General features: G+C 37.6%; 18 protein-coding genes and 2 pseudogenes. 7 read left to right on the top strand and 13 right to left on the bottom strand.

From position 1 onward, the window contains the following. The first annotated feature begins 102 nt into the window (after window positions 1–102). The 5 genes and pseudogenes from G8D99_RS07930 (at window position 103) to G8D99_RS07905 (ending at window position 5,169) form a co-directional block, all read left to right on the top strand. The gene (locus G8D99_RS07930; protein ID WP_166324170.1) at window positions 103–1,278 is read left to right on the top strand and encodes a fumarylacetoacetate hydrolase family protein; all 1,176 of its coding nucleotides are present in this window, start codon (window positions 103–105) and stop codon (window positions 1,276–1,278) included. Between the two features lie 119 nt (window positions 1,279–1,397). Beyond that, window positions 1,398–3,185, top strand: coding sequence for an IlvD/Edd family dehydratase (locus tag G8D99_RS07925; protein WP_166324167.1), 1,788 nt, complete (start codon window positions 1,398–1,400; stop codon window positions 3,183–3,185). A gap of 132 nt (window positions 3,186–3,317) precedes the next feature. Beyond that, window positions 3,318–3,599, top strand: coding sequence for an IS1 family transposase (locus G8D99_RS07920; protein ID WP_166323682.1), 282 nt, complete (start codon window positions 3,318–3,320; stop codon window positions 3,597–3,599). After that, window positions 3,592–4,054, top strand: a pseudogene (locus tag G8D99_RS07910) (IS1 family transposase). The gene G8D99_RS07920 and the pseudogene G8D99_RS07910 overlap by 8 nt, the downstream one beginning before the upstream one ends. Before the next feature lie 179 nt (window positions 4,055–4,233). Further along, window positions 4,234–5,169: an IS5 family transposase gene (locus tag G8D99_RS07905; RefSeq protein WP_166324160.1), complete on the top strand. Its 936-nt coding sequence runs from the start codon at window positions 4,234–4,236 to the stop codon at window positions 5,167–5,169. Between the two features lie 107 nt (window positions 5,170–5,276). Here the strand turns inward: G8D99_RS07905 and G8D99_RS07900 are convergent, their stop codons facing one another. The 13 genes and pseudogenes from G8D99_RS07900 to G8D99_RS07835 all read right to left on the bottom strand — a co-directional run bounded on the left by G8D99_RS07900 (window position 5,277) and on the right by G8D99_RS07835 (window position 14,168). Next, complete coding sequence (locus tag G8D99_RS07900) at window positions 5,277–5,720, bottom strand: hypothetical protein (RefSeq protein ID WP_166324157.1); 444 nt, start codon at window positions 5,718–5,720, stop codon at window positions 5,277–5,279. A 71-nt stretch (window positions 5,721–5,791) separates the two neighbouring features. Then, window positions 5,792–6,921 (bottom strand): IS3-like element ISAcsp5 family transposase gene (locus tag G8D99_RS07895; RefSeq protein WP_166322579.1). Its coding sequence is split into 2 segments (ribosomal slippage): window positions 5,792–6,669 and window positions 6,669–6,921, totalling 1,131 coding nucleotides; the frame shifts between segments, so codons are not numbered across the junction. Window positions 6,922–7,145: 224 nt separating this feature from the next. After that, window positions 7,146–7,649, bottom strand: a complete 504-nt coding sequence (locus G8D99_RS07890; protein WP_166324154.1) for a CPCC family cysteine-rich protein — start codon at window positions 7,647–7,649, stop codon at window positions 7,146–7,148. Between the two features lie 9 nt (window positions 7,650–7,658). Next, complete coding sequence (locus G8D99_RS15790; RefSeq protein WP_264821747.1) at window positions 7,659–9,074, bottom strand: RHS repeat-associated core domain-containing protein; 1,416 nt, start codon at window positions 9,072–9,074, stop codon at window positions 7,659–7,661. Window positions 9,075–9,138: 64 nt separating this feature from the next. Beyond that, window positions 9,139–9,657, bottom strand: a pseudogene (locus G8D99_RS15710) (IS630 family transposase). A 23-nt stretch (window positions 9,658–9,680) separates the two neighbouring features. Continuing rightward, entirely contained in the window at window positions 9,681–10,058 is a 378-nt protein-coding gene (locus G8D99_RS07870) for an IS630 transposase-related protein (RefSeq protein WP_166324145.1), read from the bottom strand. A gap of 271 nt (window positions 10,059–10,329) precedes the next feature. Next, the gene (locus G8D99_RS07865; RefSeq protein ID WP_166324142.1) at window positions 10,330–10,599 is read right to left on the bottom strand and encodes a DUF7660 family protein; all 270 of its coding nucleotides are present in this window, start codon (window positions 10,597–10,599) and stop codon (window positions 10,330–10,332) included. 57 nt (window positions 10,600–10,656) lie between these two features. Then, the gene (locus tag G8D99_RS07860; RefSeq protein ID WP_166324139.1) at window positions 10,657–11,085 is read right to left on the bottom strand and encodes a hypothetical protein; all 429 of its coding nucleotides are present in this window, start codon (window positions 11,083–11,085) and stop codon (window positions 10,657–10,659) included. 297 nt (window positions 11,086–11,382) lie between these two features. Further along, entirely contained in the window at window positions 11,383–11,634 is a 252-nt protein-coding gene (locus tag G8D99_RS07855; RefSeq protein ID WP_166324136.1) for a hypothetical protein, read from the bottom strand. Between the two features lie 182 nt (window positions 11,635–11,816). Continuing rightward, window positions 11,817–12,209: a hypothetical protein gene (locus tag G8D99_RS07850; RefSeq protein WP_166324133.1), complete on the bottom strand. Its 393-nt coding sequence runs from the start codon at window positions 12,207–12,209 to the stop codon at window positions 11,817–11,819. Beyond that, a complete protein-coding gene (locus tag G8D99_RS15785) occupies window positions 12,209–13,135 on the bottom strand; it encodes an RHS repeat-associated core domain-containing protein (protein WP_264821746.1) in 927 nt (308 codons plus the stop codon). The genes G8D99_RS07850 and G8D99_RS15785 overlap by 1 nt, the downstream gene beginning before the upstream one ends. Window positions 13,136–13,248: 113 nt before the next feature. Further along, window positions 13,249–13,767 (bottom strand): IS630 family transposase, encoded by a 519-nt coding sequence (locus G8D99_RS07840; RefSeq protein ID WP_166324130.1) that lies wholly within the window; start codon window positions 13,765–13,767, stop codon window positions 13,249–13,251. A gap of 23 nt (window positions 13,768–13,790) precedes the next feature. Continuing rightward, window positions 13,791–14,168, bottom strand: a complete 378-nt coding sequence (locus G8D99_RS07835) for an IS630 transposase-related protein (protein WP_166323678.1) — start codon at window positions 14,166–14,168, stop codon at window positions 13,791–13,793. A 553-nt stretch (window positions 14,169–14,721) separates the two neighbouring features. On the opposite strand from G8D99_RS07835, the gene tnpA reads away from it, so the two are divergent. Further along, window positions 14,722–15,150 carry an IS66-like element accessory protein TnpA gene (gene tnpA, locus G8D99_RS07830; RefSeq protein WP_004783683.1) on the top strand — a complete coding sequence of 143 codons (429 nt, stop codon included), beginning with the start codon at window positions 14,722–14,724 and terminating at the stop codon, window positions 15,148–15,150. Further along, the gene (gene tnpB, locus G8D99_RS07825; protein ID WP_004783682.1) at window positions 15,147–15,482 is read left to right on the top strand and encodes an IS66 family insertion sequence element accessory protein TnpB; all 336 of its coding nucleotides are present in this window, start codon (window positions 15,147–15,149) and stop codon (window positions 15,480–15,482) included. The genes tnpA and tnpB overlap by 4 nt, the downstream gene beginning before the upstream one ends. The last annotated feature ends 73 nt before the right edge of the window (window positions 15,483–15,555 follow it).

Below are 15,555 nucleotides of genomic sequence, written 5' to 3'. Positions count from 1 at the left end.
CTTTTTTTGATAACTTTAAGCTATCGATAACTAAATTATTACCATTGGTGTTTATTGATTGTAACTCCTATTATCAATTTATGAAATACATGGATGATTTACATGAACTTTACACTAAATTCTCAAAACACATTACCAACTGACGGTACTCAAGGTTGCTTGATTGGGCGTGCATGGATTCCACACCATATCGCTGGACCTTCGCCTGTTTTGTTAAAAGACGATCAAGTGTTTGATCTTTCATCAGAATTTAGCACCATTTCTGAATTGCTTGAAATTGATCATCCTGCTCAAGTGCTGGCCAATCTTGAGCTACCGTCTGTAGGTCGGATTGATGATTTACTGGCAAATACAACGGACAACCCAAATCCGAGTCAAGCCTATTTCCTAGCGCCTATTGACTTACAAGTGATTAAAGCTGCAGGGGTAACATTTGCAGCAAGTATGTTAGAGCGTGTGATTGAAGAACAAGCCGCTGGCGATGCAGACAAAGCACAAAATATTCGTCAAGTGGTGCAAAGTGTCATTGGCGACAGCTTAAGATCAATTCAGCCAGGTTCTGACAAAGCGCTTGAACTTAAACAGTATTTGATTGAACAAAATATGTGGTCACAGTACCTTGAAGTGGGTATTGGGACAGATGCAGAAATTTTTACTAAAGCCCCTGTTTTGGCAGCGGTAGGCACGGGTCAAAATATTGGTATTCATCCGAAGTCTGAATGGAACAACCCTGAACCTGAAGTGGTTTTGGTGGCTAACAGCCAAGGTAAAATCTTAGGGGCAACCTTGGGTAATGACGTTAATTTACGTGATTTCGAAGGACGTAGCGCACTGTTACTCAGCAAAGCCAAAGATAACAATGCATCATGTGCAATTGGCCCATTTATTCGTTTATTCGACGACAGCTTTAATCTTGATGATGTACGTGCATGTGACGTTGAACTTGAGATTAAAGGTACAGACGATTTTGTGTTGAAAGGTCTCAGCTCAATGTCACAAATTAGCCGTGATCCAGCAGATCTAGCACAGCAAACATTAAATGAAAACCATCAATATCCAGATGGCTTTGTCTTGTTCTTAGGGACTTTATTTGCGCCTACCCAAGATCGTGAAAAATTAGGCGGTGGTTTTACCCATAAAGTCGATGATGTGGTACGTATTCATAGTCCAAAATTAGGCACCTTGTACAATACTGTCACGACCAGTGATAAAGCCAAACCATGGAATTTTGGGATTAGCTCTTTGATTCGTAATTTAAAACAACGCGAATTACTTTAAATTTCAGCTTTTATTAGGCTTAAGTGGAATAGCAGACATAGGTCACACCGCCTATGCTCTGCTCTGACAGCATTCAAATAAATATCGCATTGTAAATCAACAAGATCGAAGGGTTTAGCATGACAGATCAAAGTAAACGGATTTTTTTACGTAGTCAGGAATGGTTTGACGACCCTTCCCATGCAGACATGACCGCACTTTATGTTGAACGTTACATGAACTACGGTTTGACACGTGAAGAACTACAGTCTGGACGTCCAATCATTGGTATTGCACAAACGGGAAGCGATTTAACCCCGTGCAACCGTCACCATAAAGAGTTGGCAGAACGTGTGAAAGCAGGCATCCGTGATGCGGGTGGTATTCCGATGGAGTTTCCAGTGCATCCGATTGCTGAGCAATCTAGACGCCCTACTGCAGCACTTGACCGTAATTTGGCATATTTGGGTCTGGTTGAAATTTTACATGGTTATCCTTTGGATGGCGTTGTCCTCACAACAGGTTGTGATAAGACTACCCCTGCTTGCCTCATGGCGGCTGCAACCACCGACTTACCTGCCATTGTGCTCTCTGGTGGCCCAATGTTAGATGGTCATTATAAAGGTGAGCTGATCGGTTCAGGCACAGTGATTTGGCATGCTCGTAATTTGTTGGCAGCAGGTGACATTGACTACGAAGGGTTCATGGAAATGACCACTTCGGCATCCCCTTCAGTGGGACACTGCAACACCATGGGTACTGCACTGTCTATGAATGCGTTAGCAGAAGCACTCGGGATGTCTTTACCGACGTGTGCCAGTATCCCTGCGCCATACCGTGAACGGGGTCAAATGGCTTATATCACGGGTAAACGTATTTGTGAAATGGTCAAAGAAGACTTAAGACCATCGAAAATCATGACCAAAAAGTCCTTTGAAAATGCCATTGCTGTTGCATCAGCTTTAGGTGCTTCAAGTAACTGCCCGCCTCATTTGATTGCGATTGCACGTCATATGGGAATTGAACTGACCCTAGATGATTGGCAACGTGTGGGCGAAGACATTCCATTGATTGTAAACTGTATGCCTGCCGGAAAATACTTAGGCGAAGGTTTCCATCGTGCTGGCGGTGTACCTGCGGTAATGCATGAATTGCAAAAAGCGGGTGTATTGCATGAAGACTGTGCATCTGTCAGTGGTAAAACCATGGGTGAAATTGCCAGTCAATCTCAAACCTCAAATGCTGACGTGATTTTCTCCTATGATGAGCCATTAAAACATGGTGCAGGTTTTATTGTCTTAAGCGGAAACTTCTTCGACAGCGCCATTATGAAAATGTCAGTCGTGGGTGAAGCCTTTAGAAAAACCTATTTGTCTAATCCTAATGAAGAAAATAGCTTTGAAGCACGTGCCATCGTGTTTGAAGGACCTGAGGATTATCATGCACGCATCAATGACGGTGAATTGAATATTGATGAGCATTGTATTTTGGTGATTCGTGGTGCAGGCACCGTGGGTTATCCAGGCAGTGCTGAAGTGGTGAACATGGCACCACCGACTGAATTAATTAAGAAAGGCATCGATTCACTCCCTTGTTTAGGGGACGGTCGTCAAAGTGGAACGTCAGCAAGTCCATCCATTTTAAATATGTCACCTGAGGCTGCTGTAGGTGGTGGTATTGCACTTCTGAAAACCAATGACAAATTACGTATTGATCTCAACAATCGTTCTGTAAATGTATTGATTTCAGATGAAGAGTTACAGCAACGCCGTGCAGCATGGACGCCAAATGTTCCACCATCGCAAACGCCATGGCAAGAGATTTACCGAAGCATGGTCGGACAACTCTCTACAGGTGGCTGTCTTGAGCCTGCAACTTTGCATCTTAATGTGATTCGTCCAGACAACTTACCAAGACACTCGCATTAATTTACAATTTAAATGCTAAAAATCAACTATAAATAGGAGCTGAGTCTCCTATTTATAGTTTTGGTAGTGTACAAAAACAACGTGTTTTAATTTAGAATAGACGTGAAAATGTCTGAGCAATAAACCTTTAACATGATCATAGAAAAGACAACTTATGTCTGCACCCGTTGCCAATCACCCAATATCCATAAGAATGGTCACAACAAAAGTGGAAATGCACAGTTCAGATGTAAAGATTGTGGGCGCTCTAGTGTACTCAAACCCAAAATTAAATATACCGAAGAACAGAAAGAACTCATTATCAGTACCTATCTTGAACGAGGCAGTTTGAGAGGCATGCAGCGTCTATTCGGTGTTGCACCTGAAACACTGATGGGCTGGATAAAAAAAAGTAAACAGCAGGAAACTGAGTGACGAATTACTTGATGCTCATCCAACAGATGTCCTTGAGCTTGATGAGTTATGGAGTTTCGTAAAAGCCCGTCGCCATAAGGTTTGGACTTGGATTGCACTCTGCCATCGTACACGCCAAGTAGTGGCTTATGTGTGGTCAGCGTAATGATAAAACGTGTACTGATTTACGTTGCCGTATTCCCACAAGCTACTTTAATTTAGCAACCTGTAGTGATTATTGGTCAAGTTATGCTGAGGTATTTGATCCTGATACCCATCGCTCTGTAGGTAAACATACAGGTTTAACCAACCATGTTGAGCGTTTCAATGCCACATTAAGAAATCGCTTAGGGCGTTTTACACAGAAAACTTTAAGCTTTTCGAAGAAGAAAGAAAATCATGAAGCTGTCTTGCATCTATTTTTATTAAAATACAATCAAGACATGAAAGATAGGTGGTTAACACGTCACATTTAGACACTACCGAAATTTTCATAACCATATGATTTCAAAAGTTGTAATTAATTATCCACCAAAAATAAAATTTATTAAGATGAATAACTTAAACATGCATGTAACAAAGCCGTTTTGGAGTTGATATTGGCTTTGTTGCACAAACATACCACTGAAAGCTTTTTCAGCAATATAATTCCCTAATGAAAAAGCCTGCTCCAAAAAAAATCTATCGTACAACAAATTGGTCCTCATATAACCGTGCTCTAATAAATCGTGGAAATATTTCCATTTGGTTTGATCCCTCTACTCAATGGTATGCTCAACAACAGGGTAAACACGGAAGAAATCAAACCTATTCTGATACAGCTATTCAGTGCTGCTTAATGATCAAATCTCTATTCCGAATCTCTTTACGTATGGTCACAGGTTTTGTTCAGAGCCTCATCAAACTCTGTGGATTAGATTGGACAGCACCGGATTATTCAACTATATGCAGAAGGCAAAAGTATATTGATATTGCGATTAGCTATCAAAAAAGTAGCGATGGTCTCCATCTACTCGTGGATTCTACTGGTTTGAAGTTTCTAGGTGAAGGCGAATGGAAATGTAAGAAACATGGGCCTGAATATCGTCGCCAATGGCGTAAGCTTCATATTGCTATAGATGCCGAAACCTTGCAAATACGTGCTGTACAGCTCACTACAAATAATGTCAGCGACTCACAAGTGTTAGATGATTTACTTGCTCAAATCCCATTGGATGAGAAAATTGATTCAGTCTATACAGATGGTGCTTATGACACAAAGCACTGCCGACAAGTCATTATAGATCGAGATGCACATGCGGTCATTCCACCAAGGAGGAATGCAAAGCCCTGGAAAGATCAACAAGCAAGATCTATAGAGCGCAATGAGTTATTGAAAACAGTCAAACGGCTAGGAAGATCTCTTTGGAAAAAGTGGTCGGGTTATCATCGTCGAAGTTTGGTGGAAACCAAGATGCATTGCATCAAGTTATTAGGTGATAAATTAATGGCTAGGCGTTTCCCGAGTCAGGTGAACGAGATTCATGCACGTGTAGCAGTACTCAACAGATTTACAGAATTAGGGCGTCCTCATACCCAAGTTGCCACTTAAATTTGGTTCACTTAGGGTAGCTCTACCTTTCAAACCTTTGTGCAACAAAGCCGTTGATATTCTTTATCTAGAAGCTCAACTCCATATTTTTGAAAATCTATATTTAATTATTCATCTTCATCAGATAAATAACAGGGTGGGTAAGTGTCAGATATCTCAAAACCTTTGTTGATTAATTGTTGAATTAAATTTTCACCAAAATCTTTATCTGATATATAATCAATGTTTAAAATATCATTTATCTGTAAAGGTAATGTTTTAAAACGAATATATACTTGGTAAGTTTCGGCTTTTTCACCAAAGCCGAATTCTTCTGGGAACATCTCTCTTAAGTTTTCTAAATCTGGAGGTACTCCCAGTATAGTAATTAAAGTTTCATCATAATCAATCTCATAACCGGGATATTCATCATAACGATCCGTTTCATAATTTATAATAGGGTAACCTATAATTTCTCCAACTACTTCTACAAAAGCTTCAAATGAAGTTGTAGGTTTTATATATAAATGTAAGCCTTGCATATATTTCCTTCTAAATTTTAATTGAACCATATAATGTGGTTCCGTTAATTAGACCACTCAATTCAGTTTTATAAGTGATAAATCCGCTCTAAATATTTAAATTATGCTGCCATTACTTTTAGTAAATGTTCATCATAAAATTCATCCGGTGTTGCCTTATTCAAACTTGAATGAGGACGTATCATGTTATAAAAATCCAAATATTCAGCAAGTGATTGTTTCGCTTGTTTAACCGTATCGTAAGCCTTCAAATAGACTTCCTCATGCTTCACGCTGCGCCATAAACGCTCAATCATCACATTATCCATCCATCGTCCTTTCCCATCCATACTGATACGGATATTTCGCAATTTTAACTCATTCAAAAATGCCTCGCTTGTGAATTGACTGCCTTGGTCTGTATTAAACACCTCTGGACAACCATATTTCACAATTGCTTCTTGCAACGCATCTATGCAAAAGTCTGTTTCCATACTGATCGATACTCGATGAGCCAGTACTTTACGACTATGCCAATCTATAATTGCACACAGATAGACAAAGCCTTTAGCCATAGGAATGTACGTGATATCTGTACACCAGACTTGATTAGAGTGATCGATGACCATGTTTTTCAACAGATATGGGAAAATACGGTGTGCAAGATTAGGCTTACTGGTATTGGGTTTTGGATACAAGGCATGTATTCCCATCAAGCGCATTAAACGTCGGACTTTACGCCGACCTATTTGATGTCCTTGACGCTGTAGCATATCTCGTATCATTCGACTGCCCATAAATGGGTAGTCGAGATGAATTTCATCGATTAGACGCATCCAACTCAAATCAGTTGATGAAATCTCTTTGGGCTTGTAATACAACGTACTGCGATTGATTTGAATCAATTGCGATTGTTGTCGTACCGAAAGTTGATGGGTCTTATCGATCATTTTTTGCCGCTCAGCTGCCCTATTTTTCTGAGCGCACCTTCTAAAAAATCAATTTGCAATGCCTGATGTCCTATCTTGGCATGTAGAGCTTTGAGGTCAATCTCTGGTTCTTGTTGTGCTGTTGGTCGTGAAAAAATATTGACTGATTGCTCAAGCAGTTGATTTTTCCAATCGATGATTTGGTTTTGATGTAAATCGAATTGAGTAGAAAGTTCAGCGAGTGTGTGGTCGCCTTTAATTGCTGCGAGAGCAACTTTAACTTTAAACTCTGCTGAATGATTACGACGTTTTCTTCGTGTCATGGTTGACTCCAAAAACAAGCATTTCCCATGCTTATTGGGGAGTAGATTATCACTTATAGGCGTGGTCTAAAATCCTAGAACCACATCACTCGGTTGTATGTAGACCAATTTGTTATACGGTAGATTTTAGGTGTAGGTTTCTTCATCTGAAAATTATATTTCTGAAAAAGCCCTTAAGAACAGCTTTGTGCAACAAAGCCCTAATCATCTAATCATCTAATCATCTAATCATCATGAATATACTTATCCATAAGTTCTTTTTTATTATTTTTTTTAAAAAAATTTATTCTATAATTATCTAATGTACTACGATTTACACTAGAGTAATTATTTTGATTTGAACCTACATCTTCCCAAAGGCAAATAGCACATATATCATAACCCTCTTGAGAATCTAAAGAGTAAAAATTACAACAAGGACATTTAAAAATCCCTTCTTTTTCATTTCCTACGACAATATCGATATTTAAAAGCTGAGCTAAATATTTATTATTAAAGATTCGATACTTAAATTTTAAGCCATCAATTATAATTGGATCAAAAATACTATTATACTTTTCTACATCTTCTGGAGAATGTTGTTTCAAATATGTCAATAATTGAATATCATAGTTATTATCATCCTCATAAATAAACCAAAAATCAGTTAAAATATCAATTTTATTTTTTTCACTTAAATTTAAAAAATTTTCCCTTGCAAGCAACTCAAAGGCTTCATTTCTATTCATATTTATTCCTCATTTACACTTTTCAACATCAGGACAATTACCTAATCTTTTTTGTTCTTCAACAGCATGATCAATAGCATCTTGAAATGGATCAATACTTCTTCCATCATTTTTATAATATGTTCTAATTTCTCCAGATTTAATGTGTCCAACTAAAACTTCACCCGTAACATTATTTGCCTTAACAAAAAAGGTTTTGCCTATTGACGCTGTTTGCATTTCTGCACTTGAAGCTCTTGCAAATTCTTTAGCTTTTCCCAAATATTGAGTTTGAGTAATATCTCCAAATTCTTTCTGATCTATAACATGTTTTTGATAATGTATACTTAATTTACCCTTACTAAACCCTTTTCTGCCCCAATCAATTTTAGAAGCTTTTTCACATGATAAGCCTAGAATATCAATCCATCCAATAGGATTCGGCGCATACTGAAAATTGTTATCACCCCCTGCTAATCCAATTGGATCATGGCTGATAAACCGCCCAGCATCAGGGTCATAATAGCGGAAACGGTTATAATGTAAACCTGTTTCAACATCATAAATCTGTCCCTGAAAACGATGCGGTTGCAATAAATAACTTTGCTCAGTAGCATTCAACTGAATTGGATTTAGCTCTTGAGTTTGTGCTACCTCTTGCCACTCAACGGTAACCGTATTGCCCCACGCTTGGTACACCGCCTCCCACTCAATATTCCCATTCTTTGAAGTCAATTCTCTTGGTGTACCTAAGTGATCATTTTGATACCAATACAATTGATGTTGATTGTGTTTAGGTTTCGGAGGTTCATCGTTACTGGCTTGTTTTATGTGAGTCTGACTTAAATGTAATCCTTCAAGTTCACCAAGATTCTGTAGAGCAATATGTTTCAGTTGATCCAGTTTTTCTATATTTGTTTTGGAAGTTGATTCATCATTCGCTGCTTGGGTCAGTTGATTATCTAACCAAACGAGACGCGCCAATGGTACAAAGCTATCCGCTTCGTATACTGTGGTGAATACATGCTTACCATTGTGGTCTTGCAGTATTCGATTACCATCCCAAACATTCCACACGGCTTGTTTTTGAATCAACTGTGTGGACTCAGTTTGTATCGTTTTGGCAGGTCGAATAATCTTAGATCGATTGGTATTTAAATGCGTAGATATAGCTGAGTGTGTAGATCCACCCAAACTTAAGTTCATTGACGAACCCAGTTGATGGTTCACTGTTGGTTTTGAGTTTTGTGAGTTAGCTTTTTCGTGCTGTATTTTGGCTTGAATTTGCTGTGTAATGATTTCTTTTTTATAGGTTTGACTCTGCTTCGCTATCCTTCGACCAAATGGATCATAACAGTACTGTGTTTGTATAATCTCTTGCCCACCACATCCATCGGGCTTCATCGAGGTTGAGGCTTTAAGCTGATTTTGCTCATCCCACTGCAAGTCTATTTGACGTGTCGTGAATTGATTGAGTAAGTGATTGCTATAGCTAAGTATAAAATATAAGCTACATCATCTTAAATGCAATATCTAAAGCGTCGGGAAGTGTTTTATTGCTATGGGCAACCATATGTCTGACTTTACTTTTTAGGACAGACCATGCTCTCTCAATAGGATTTAGATCAGGACTATATGCAGGTAGATAAACAATTCTTATCTGATATCGTGCTGCCAAGTCATCAATTACTCGACCTTTATGAATGGATGCATTATCTAGAATCAGCAAATAACTCTTAGTCTAATCATCCTTTTGCTTTAAATCCTGCAACAAATATTCCAACCAACAGACAAAAATATTCCGATCACACGAACCGTGAAAAACTAAAGGTTGAGTAAACTTGAATGGCGCATTTGATCTGACCGCACTGATCATACTGAGTCTCGTGCCATGCCCACCTGACTTAAATGCATGACAACGTTGACCTTTTGGAGACCAACCATATTCTGCGGTTTCATTGGTATTGATGCCTGATTCATCGATATAAAGAATGTGATCTTCACCATATTGCTGCTTCCACTGAGGCAAACACCATTCAAATACAGCACGGCTTAACTTGCAGGCTTGTTTGTAGAGAAAACTCTTTTTTTACGCGTCCAACCCATCTTATTTAGAGCTTTTAAAATGACATGATAGCCAACGCTATAACCGAATTTCTGTTCAAACAAAGGAATAAGATCTTTAGCTTGGGTAAATGGCGTTGTTTTTACAAATGCTTCAAAAGCTTGCAGGTCCAGAATCTTTGAGGGACGTCCTACATTTGGAGACTTAGGTTGTTTGAGTTGACCAGTCTGCTGTTCGATCAGGATCCAATCATCGAGCGTGGTTCTGGCAATATTAAATATTTCGCACGTCTTAGATTTATGCTTTGACTGTTTATAAAACTGCATGGCTTTTCCGCGTAAATCGACAGAATATGTTTTTGGCATGGTCTTAAAGATTAAAGTTTTTTCTATTGTAGCTCATCTTAAACTTTTAGCTATACTTAATTGTTGGTGGATATGCCGAAATGCATTCTTACCTTAAAATTTGAAATGCTTTTGATCACACTACAAAAATTATCATCTACCATTTTACTCATCAAAAATTCAATTCAAGTGTTAGCAAATAGCACATTTGTCACATCAATAAATTTATGTGCTAAATGCAAAACAATTTTTATTATATTAAGGACATCTTTAAGTCCTTAAATAAAATTATTCATTCGTACATAGAAGAAGCTATTAGTATTGAAGCAAAAATTTTCCAATCAACTTCATTGTTTTTAATTCTTCTAAGTGTTTCATAATCTTGGATATTCTTGAAATATCCATCCATATCATCAACCCATCCCTCCATTCCTTCCAAATAGCTCGATAAAGTATTATTTCCCCATTGATTCTTGTGTAAATCCTCAATTAATAATTGAATGAAGTTTAAGAAATCCTGTTTACATTTAATATTACTTACTATTTCATTGAAATCTGACATACATAACCTTGACAACAAATATTTAACCTATATTCAAATTAATTAAATCAAATTATTTCAATCCTTTTCCCAATTGACAATAAAAGAGGTTAATCTTCGATTACAAATTGGACATAATCTTATTGCCAAATTTTCAGTACGTATTGCACAATGAAAGCAACTTAAATTAAATCCATCAAACTCTTTTATACGATCCTCTAAAGATACATTTTCTAATTTCTCATATGCTTTATCTCTCAAGTTATTGAAAAAAACTTCTATATCAATATCTTGATCACATGAGTATTCTCTAGTTATAGGTTTCCAAGTAGTTCCATTAATATTCACATTCAATCTGTTTTCTTGCCTTTGATAACTTTGTTCATCTGTCGTACAAAAGTTAGATGATAATTTAGAATAACATTCTTCAATTTCTGCCCAATCCTCCCAAGTCTGTATGTCGTGTAAAATACTGTAATCTTTAGCTTCTAACTTCTGTCTAATCATTTTGATCCCTTTGGTAATGTTGAAGTTCCAATTTATAGCTCATTCCCACTCGACATTCTCAGTCTTTGAGGTTAGCTCTCTCGTAAACCTAAATGATCATATTGAAACCAATACACCTGATGGTGCTATGTTTAGAAATCTCATCATTATTCGCTATTATTTTATGGTTTGCTTTAATTGTCTCTGAATCTAATTCCTCAAGTTCACCAATATTTTGTAATGCAATTTTTAAGTTGACTTTATCTTAAGATCAAAAATATAAGAATTATTATAAATATCCAATTATTTTATTTATTTTCAAATATTTATGACTTTATTTTCAATTTGAATAACATCATCATTATCAAGACAAGTATTATATTTTAATTCATAAATAGCATTAGAAATAATTTGACCAGCTTTTAGTTTTAAAAATAATTCAAAAAAATCTTTACTAATTTTCTCTTCATCAATATTTTCTGCCCCCATTTTTATACTAAAATCATAAAAATATTTGTCTAAAACACCCAAGTTAATAATTGTTTGGACTAAAGCATCTTTATTTTTCATACTAATATACCTAACTGTGAAATACCTTTGGTTTGATTAACTCTAATGAAATGTTAACCTTTGGGTATGATCATTGGCAACTTACTTAAGTTGATCATACAACCTAACGAGAAGCTCAAAAGGAATGAGACTAGCCACTTCATACATTTTTGAAATACAGCGCATTCTTATTTAAATAAAATTTAATCAATTAAATAAAAACTCAACTCTCCCTCATGGTAGTACTCTAAAACTTTTTTATTGTTAACACTTATTATCCAAAAATCCCAATCTTCATCAATAATAGAGTTAATATTTTTAATCAAATAGTCTGAATCACAGATTATTGAGTAAGTATCCATATTTGACCAAGTTATCTTAAATAAATCAGAAGAATCTCTATCTAGTAAATTTTTTTTTATCAATGAAATTAGTTCATTTCTATTTACTTCTTTTGTAAATATGTGAAAACATGAATTGCGATCAATAACCCCCCAATTCAATATTTTTAAACCTATTTTTTCTAATTCTAGTTCAAGGTCAGTTTCTTCAAATTTGACTAATTCATTTGAACTTACGAATGTTGGCTTTTTCATCAAGTATTCCTTTTTAATAAGGTAGCAAATTTTTTTTCATCGCCGGGAAATTTAATTGCATATTTTTCAGCACATTCGCCTTTTCCAAGCTCAACGTTAAAATGAGTTCCTTTTATTGGATCATAATCTAGTCTCAATCTAACAAAATTATGATTTTTTGTAGTACCTGTAAATCCAGTTACCTTACCTTTACCCATACCTAATCGCCCTATTTGTTTGCTCCGCGTACCAGGGATTAAAGTTCCAATTTTTTTCAATGCTAAATTTCTTGCGCTTTCAAAGGATTTTGCTTCAAGTACGATTTCTTTAGATTTATTAGCTTCGCATTCATCATCACAATCCCCTAGTTTTTTCTTCGCTAATCCATATGGATCAACCCACCCCACAGGATTAGGCGTATACTGAAAATGATTATCCCCACCCAACAAACCTATAGGATCATGACTAATAAAACGTCCAGCATCAGGGTCATAGTATCGGAAACGATTGTAATGTAAACCCGTCTCAACATCATAAATCTGCCCCTGAAAACGATGAGGCTGTAGTAAATAACTCTGCTCTACTGCATTCAGTTGAATCGGTTTTATCTCTTGAGCTTGTGCAACTTCTTGCCACTCAACGCTAACCGTATTGCCCCACGCTTGATACACCGCCTCCCATGCAATATCACCATGATTTGAAGTCAGTTCCCTTGGCGTACCCAAGTGATCATTTTGATACCAATAGACCTGATGTTGGCTATGTTTTGGCGGTTCATCATTCGCAACTGGTGGTAAAGTCTGCCCTTCCTCTAATCCCTCAAGCTCTCCAATATTTTGTAGTGCAATTTGTTTAAGCTCATTCAGTTTTTCTATATTTGTTTTGGAAGCTGTTTCATCATTTGCAGCTTGAGTCAGTTGATCATCTAACCAAACCAGACGCGCCAAAGGTATAAAACTATCCGCTTCATATACTGTGGTGAATACATGCTTACCATTATGGTCTTGCAGTATTCGATTCCCATCCCAAACATTCCATATAGCTAAGTATAGAATATAAGCTACATCATCTTGAATGCAATATCCAAAGCGTCGGGAAGTGTTTTATTGCTATGGGCAACCATATGTCTGACTTTACTTTTTAGGACAGACCATGCTCTCTCAATAGGATTTAGATCAGGACTATATGCAGGTAGATAAACAATTCTTATCTGATATCGTGCTGCCAAGTCATCAATTACTCGACCTTTATGAATGGATGCATTATCTAGAATCAGCAAATAACTCTTAGTCTGATCATCCTTTTGCTTTAAATCCTGCAACAAATATTCCAACCAACAGACAAAAATATTCCGATCACACGAACCGTGAAAAACTAAAGGTTGAGTAAACTTGAATGGTGCATTTGATCTGACCGCACTGATCATACTGAGTCTCGTGCCATGCCCACCTGACTTAAATGCATGACAACGTTGACCTTTTGGAGACCAACCATATTCTGCGGTTTCATTGGTATTGATGCCTGATTCATCGATATAAAGAATGTGATTTTCACCATATTGCTGCTTCCACTGAGGCAAACACCATTCAAATACAGCACGGCTTAACTTGCAGGCTTGTTTGTAGAGAAAACTCTTTTTTTACGCGTCCAACCCATCTTATTTAGAGCTTTTAAAATGACATGATAGCCAACGCTATAACCGAATTTCTGTTCAAACAAATGAATAAGATCTTTAGCTTGGGTAAATGGCGTTGTTTTTACAAATGCTTCAAAAGCTTGCAGGTCCAGAATCTTTGAGGGACGTCCTACATTTGGAGACTTAGGTTGTTTGAGTTGACCAGTCTGCTGTTCGATCAGGATCCAATCATCGAGCGTGGTTCTGGCAATATTAAATATTTCGCACGTCTTAGATTTATGCTTTGACTCTTTATAAAACTGCATGGCTTTTTCGCGTAAATCGACAGAATATGTTTTTGGCATGGTCTTAAAGATTAAAGTTTTTTCTATTGTAGCTCATCTTAAACTTTTAGCTATACAGCTTGTCTTTGAACCAGCTGTGTGGATTCAGTTTGTATCGTTTTGGCAGGTCGAATAATCTTAGATCGACTGGTATTTAAGTTTGATGATCCAGCTAATTGTGTAGATCCACCTAAACTTAAGTTCATCGATGAACCCAGTTGATGGTTCACTGTTGGTTCTGAGTTTTGTGAGTTAGCTTTTTCGTGCTGTATTTTTGCTTGAATTTGCTGTGTAATGATTTCTTTTTTATAGGTTTGACTCTGTTTCGCTATCCGTCGTCCAAATGGATCATAACAGTACTGTGTTTGTATAATCTCTTGCCCACCTCTACCATCAGGCTTGGTCGAGGTTGAGGCTTTGAGCTGATTCTACTCATTCTCACCTGAATCAATTTTTCATTTACTGGAGTAACTTAGGATGTGATGAATAATTAGTAAGCGTCCGCTGAGCCCCACTTTTCCTGACTCATTAATACCGCGATAGTGTCCACTAAAATTTAAGTGGACACCTATTTATGGATTTAAAGACAGTTATAGACACTGCACCAACGCTAAAAAAGCCCCGTCGAACCTTCACGGCTGAATTTAAACATCAACTTATTCAGCAATGCCAGCAGCCAGATACATCGGTGGCTAAGGTCGCAATGCAACATCAGATCAATGCCAATCTGTTGCATAAATGGATTCGTCAGTCCAGATCAATGGTTCCATCATTAACAATCTCATCCATTCCACAGACCGACTTCCTTCCCGTCATTCTTCACCCGACGCCAGTCAAACAAGAAGCACCTCCGCCACCTGTGCCAGAGAAGAAAGCTACCGCTCATATCAGGATTCCATTACATGATGAACAAGGTTCCGTAAGGGATCAGATGATCGAAATCGAATGGCCGGTGGAGTCTGCAACTGAATTACTGCTTTTACTTCAGGGCTTGATCAAATGATCCGTATCGATGAAATCTGGTTGTCTACCCAGCCCATGGACATGCGTGCGGGTATGGATACGGCCATGGCGCAGATTATGAAAGCCTTTGGCTCAATCAAACCGCATTGCGCCTACCTGTTCTGTAATAAACGTGGTCATCGTATGAAAGTGCTGGTACATGATGGACTGGGCATCTGGCTGTGTGCCAGGCGGCTGGAACAGGGAAAATTCCACTGGGCTAAAGTTCACCAGGGTGAAAACGTAGCTCTCAGTCCAGAACAGTTACAGGCACTAATTCAGGGTTTGCCCTGGCAGCGCATTGGACGACAGCAAGTGGTAACAATGCTCTAAACTAGGCTGCTACATTCTGCTATTCTCCAAACGTTCTATTTCCTCTGCGTCATGACCTCAGGCATACTGCGGT

This window comes from Acinetobacter lanii (genome assembly GCF_011578285.1).
In the GTDB taxonomy this organism is placed as follows: Bacteria; Pseudomonadota; Gammaproteobacteria; order Pseudomonadales; family Moraxellaceae; genus Acinetobacter; species Acinetobacter lanii.
This window is presented reverse-complemented; position numbering and strand designations above follow the sequence as displayed.

What these genes read in the sequence shown, in the direction of transcription:
- G8D99_RS07870 (WP_166324145.1), bottom strand. Translation starts at nt 10,058, where the DNA reads ATGCCAAAAACATATTCTGTCGATTTACGCGGAAAAGCCATGCAGTTT.
- G8D99_RS07860 (WP_166324139.1), bottom strand. Translation starts at nt 11,085, where the DNA reads ATGATTAGACAGAAGTTAGAAGCTAAAGATTACAGTATTTTACACGAC.
- G8D99_RS07925 (WP_166324167.1), top strand. Translation starts at nt 1,398, where the DNA reads ATGACAGATCAAAGTAAACGGATTTTTTTACGTAGTCAGGAATGGTTT.
- G8D99_RS07865 (WP_166324142.1), bottom strand. Translation starts at nt 10,599, where the DNA reads ATGTCAGATTTCAATGAAATAGTAAGTAATATTAAATGTAAACAGGAT.
- tnpB (WP_004783682.1), top strand. Translation starts at nt 15,147, where the DNA reads ATGATCCGTATCGATGAAATCTGGTTGTCTACCCAGCCCATGGACATG.
- G8D99_RS07930 (WP_166324170.1), top strand. Translation starts at nt 103, where the DNA reads ATGAACTTTACACTAAATTCTCAAAACACATTACCAACTGACGGTACT.
- G8D99_RS07835 (WP_166323678.1), bottom strand. Translation starts at nt 14,168, where the DNA reads ATGCCAAAAACATATTCTGTCGATTTACGCGAAAAAGCCATGCAGTTT.
- G8D99_RS07890 (WP_166324154.1), bottom strand. Translation starts at nt 7,649, where the DNA reads ATGAATAGAAATGAAGCCTTTGAGTTGCTTGCAAGGGAAAATTTTTTA.
- G8D99_RS07900 (WP_166324157.1), bottom strand. Translation starts at nt 5,720, where the DNA reads ATGGTTCAATTAAAATTTAGAAGGAAATATATGCAAGGCTTACATTTA.
- tnpA (WP_004783683.1), top strand. Translation starts at nt 14,722, where the DNA reads ATGGATTTAAAGACAGTTATAGACACTGCACCAACGCTAAAAAAGCCC.
- G8D99_RS07920 (WP_166323682.1), top strand. Translation starts at nt 3,318, where the DNA reads ATGATCATAGAAAAGACAACTTATGTCTGCACCCGTTGCCAATCACCC.
- G8D99_RS07905 (WP_166324160.1), top strand. Translation starts at nt 4,234, where the DNA reads ATGAAAAAGCCTGCTCCAAAAAAAATCTATCGTACAACAAATTGGTCC.
- G8D99_RS07855 (WP_166324136.1), bottom strand. Translation starts at nt 11,634, where the DNA reads ATGAAAAATAAAGATGCTTTAGTCCAAACAATTATTAACTTGGGTGTT.
- G8D99_RS07850 (WP_166324133.1), bottom strand. Translation starts at nt 12,209, where the DNA reads ATGAAAAAGCCAACATTCGTAAGTTCAAATGAATTAGTCAAATTTGAA.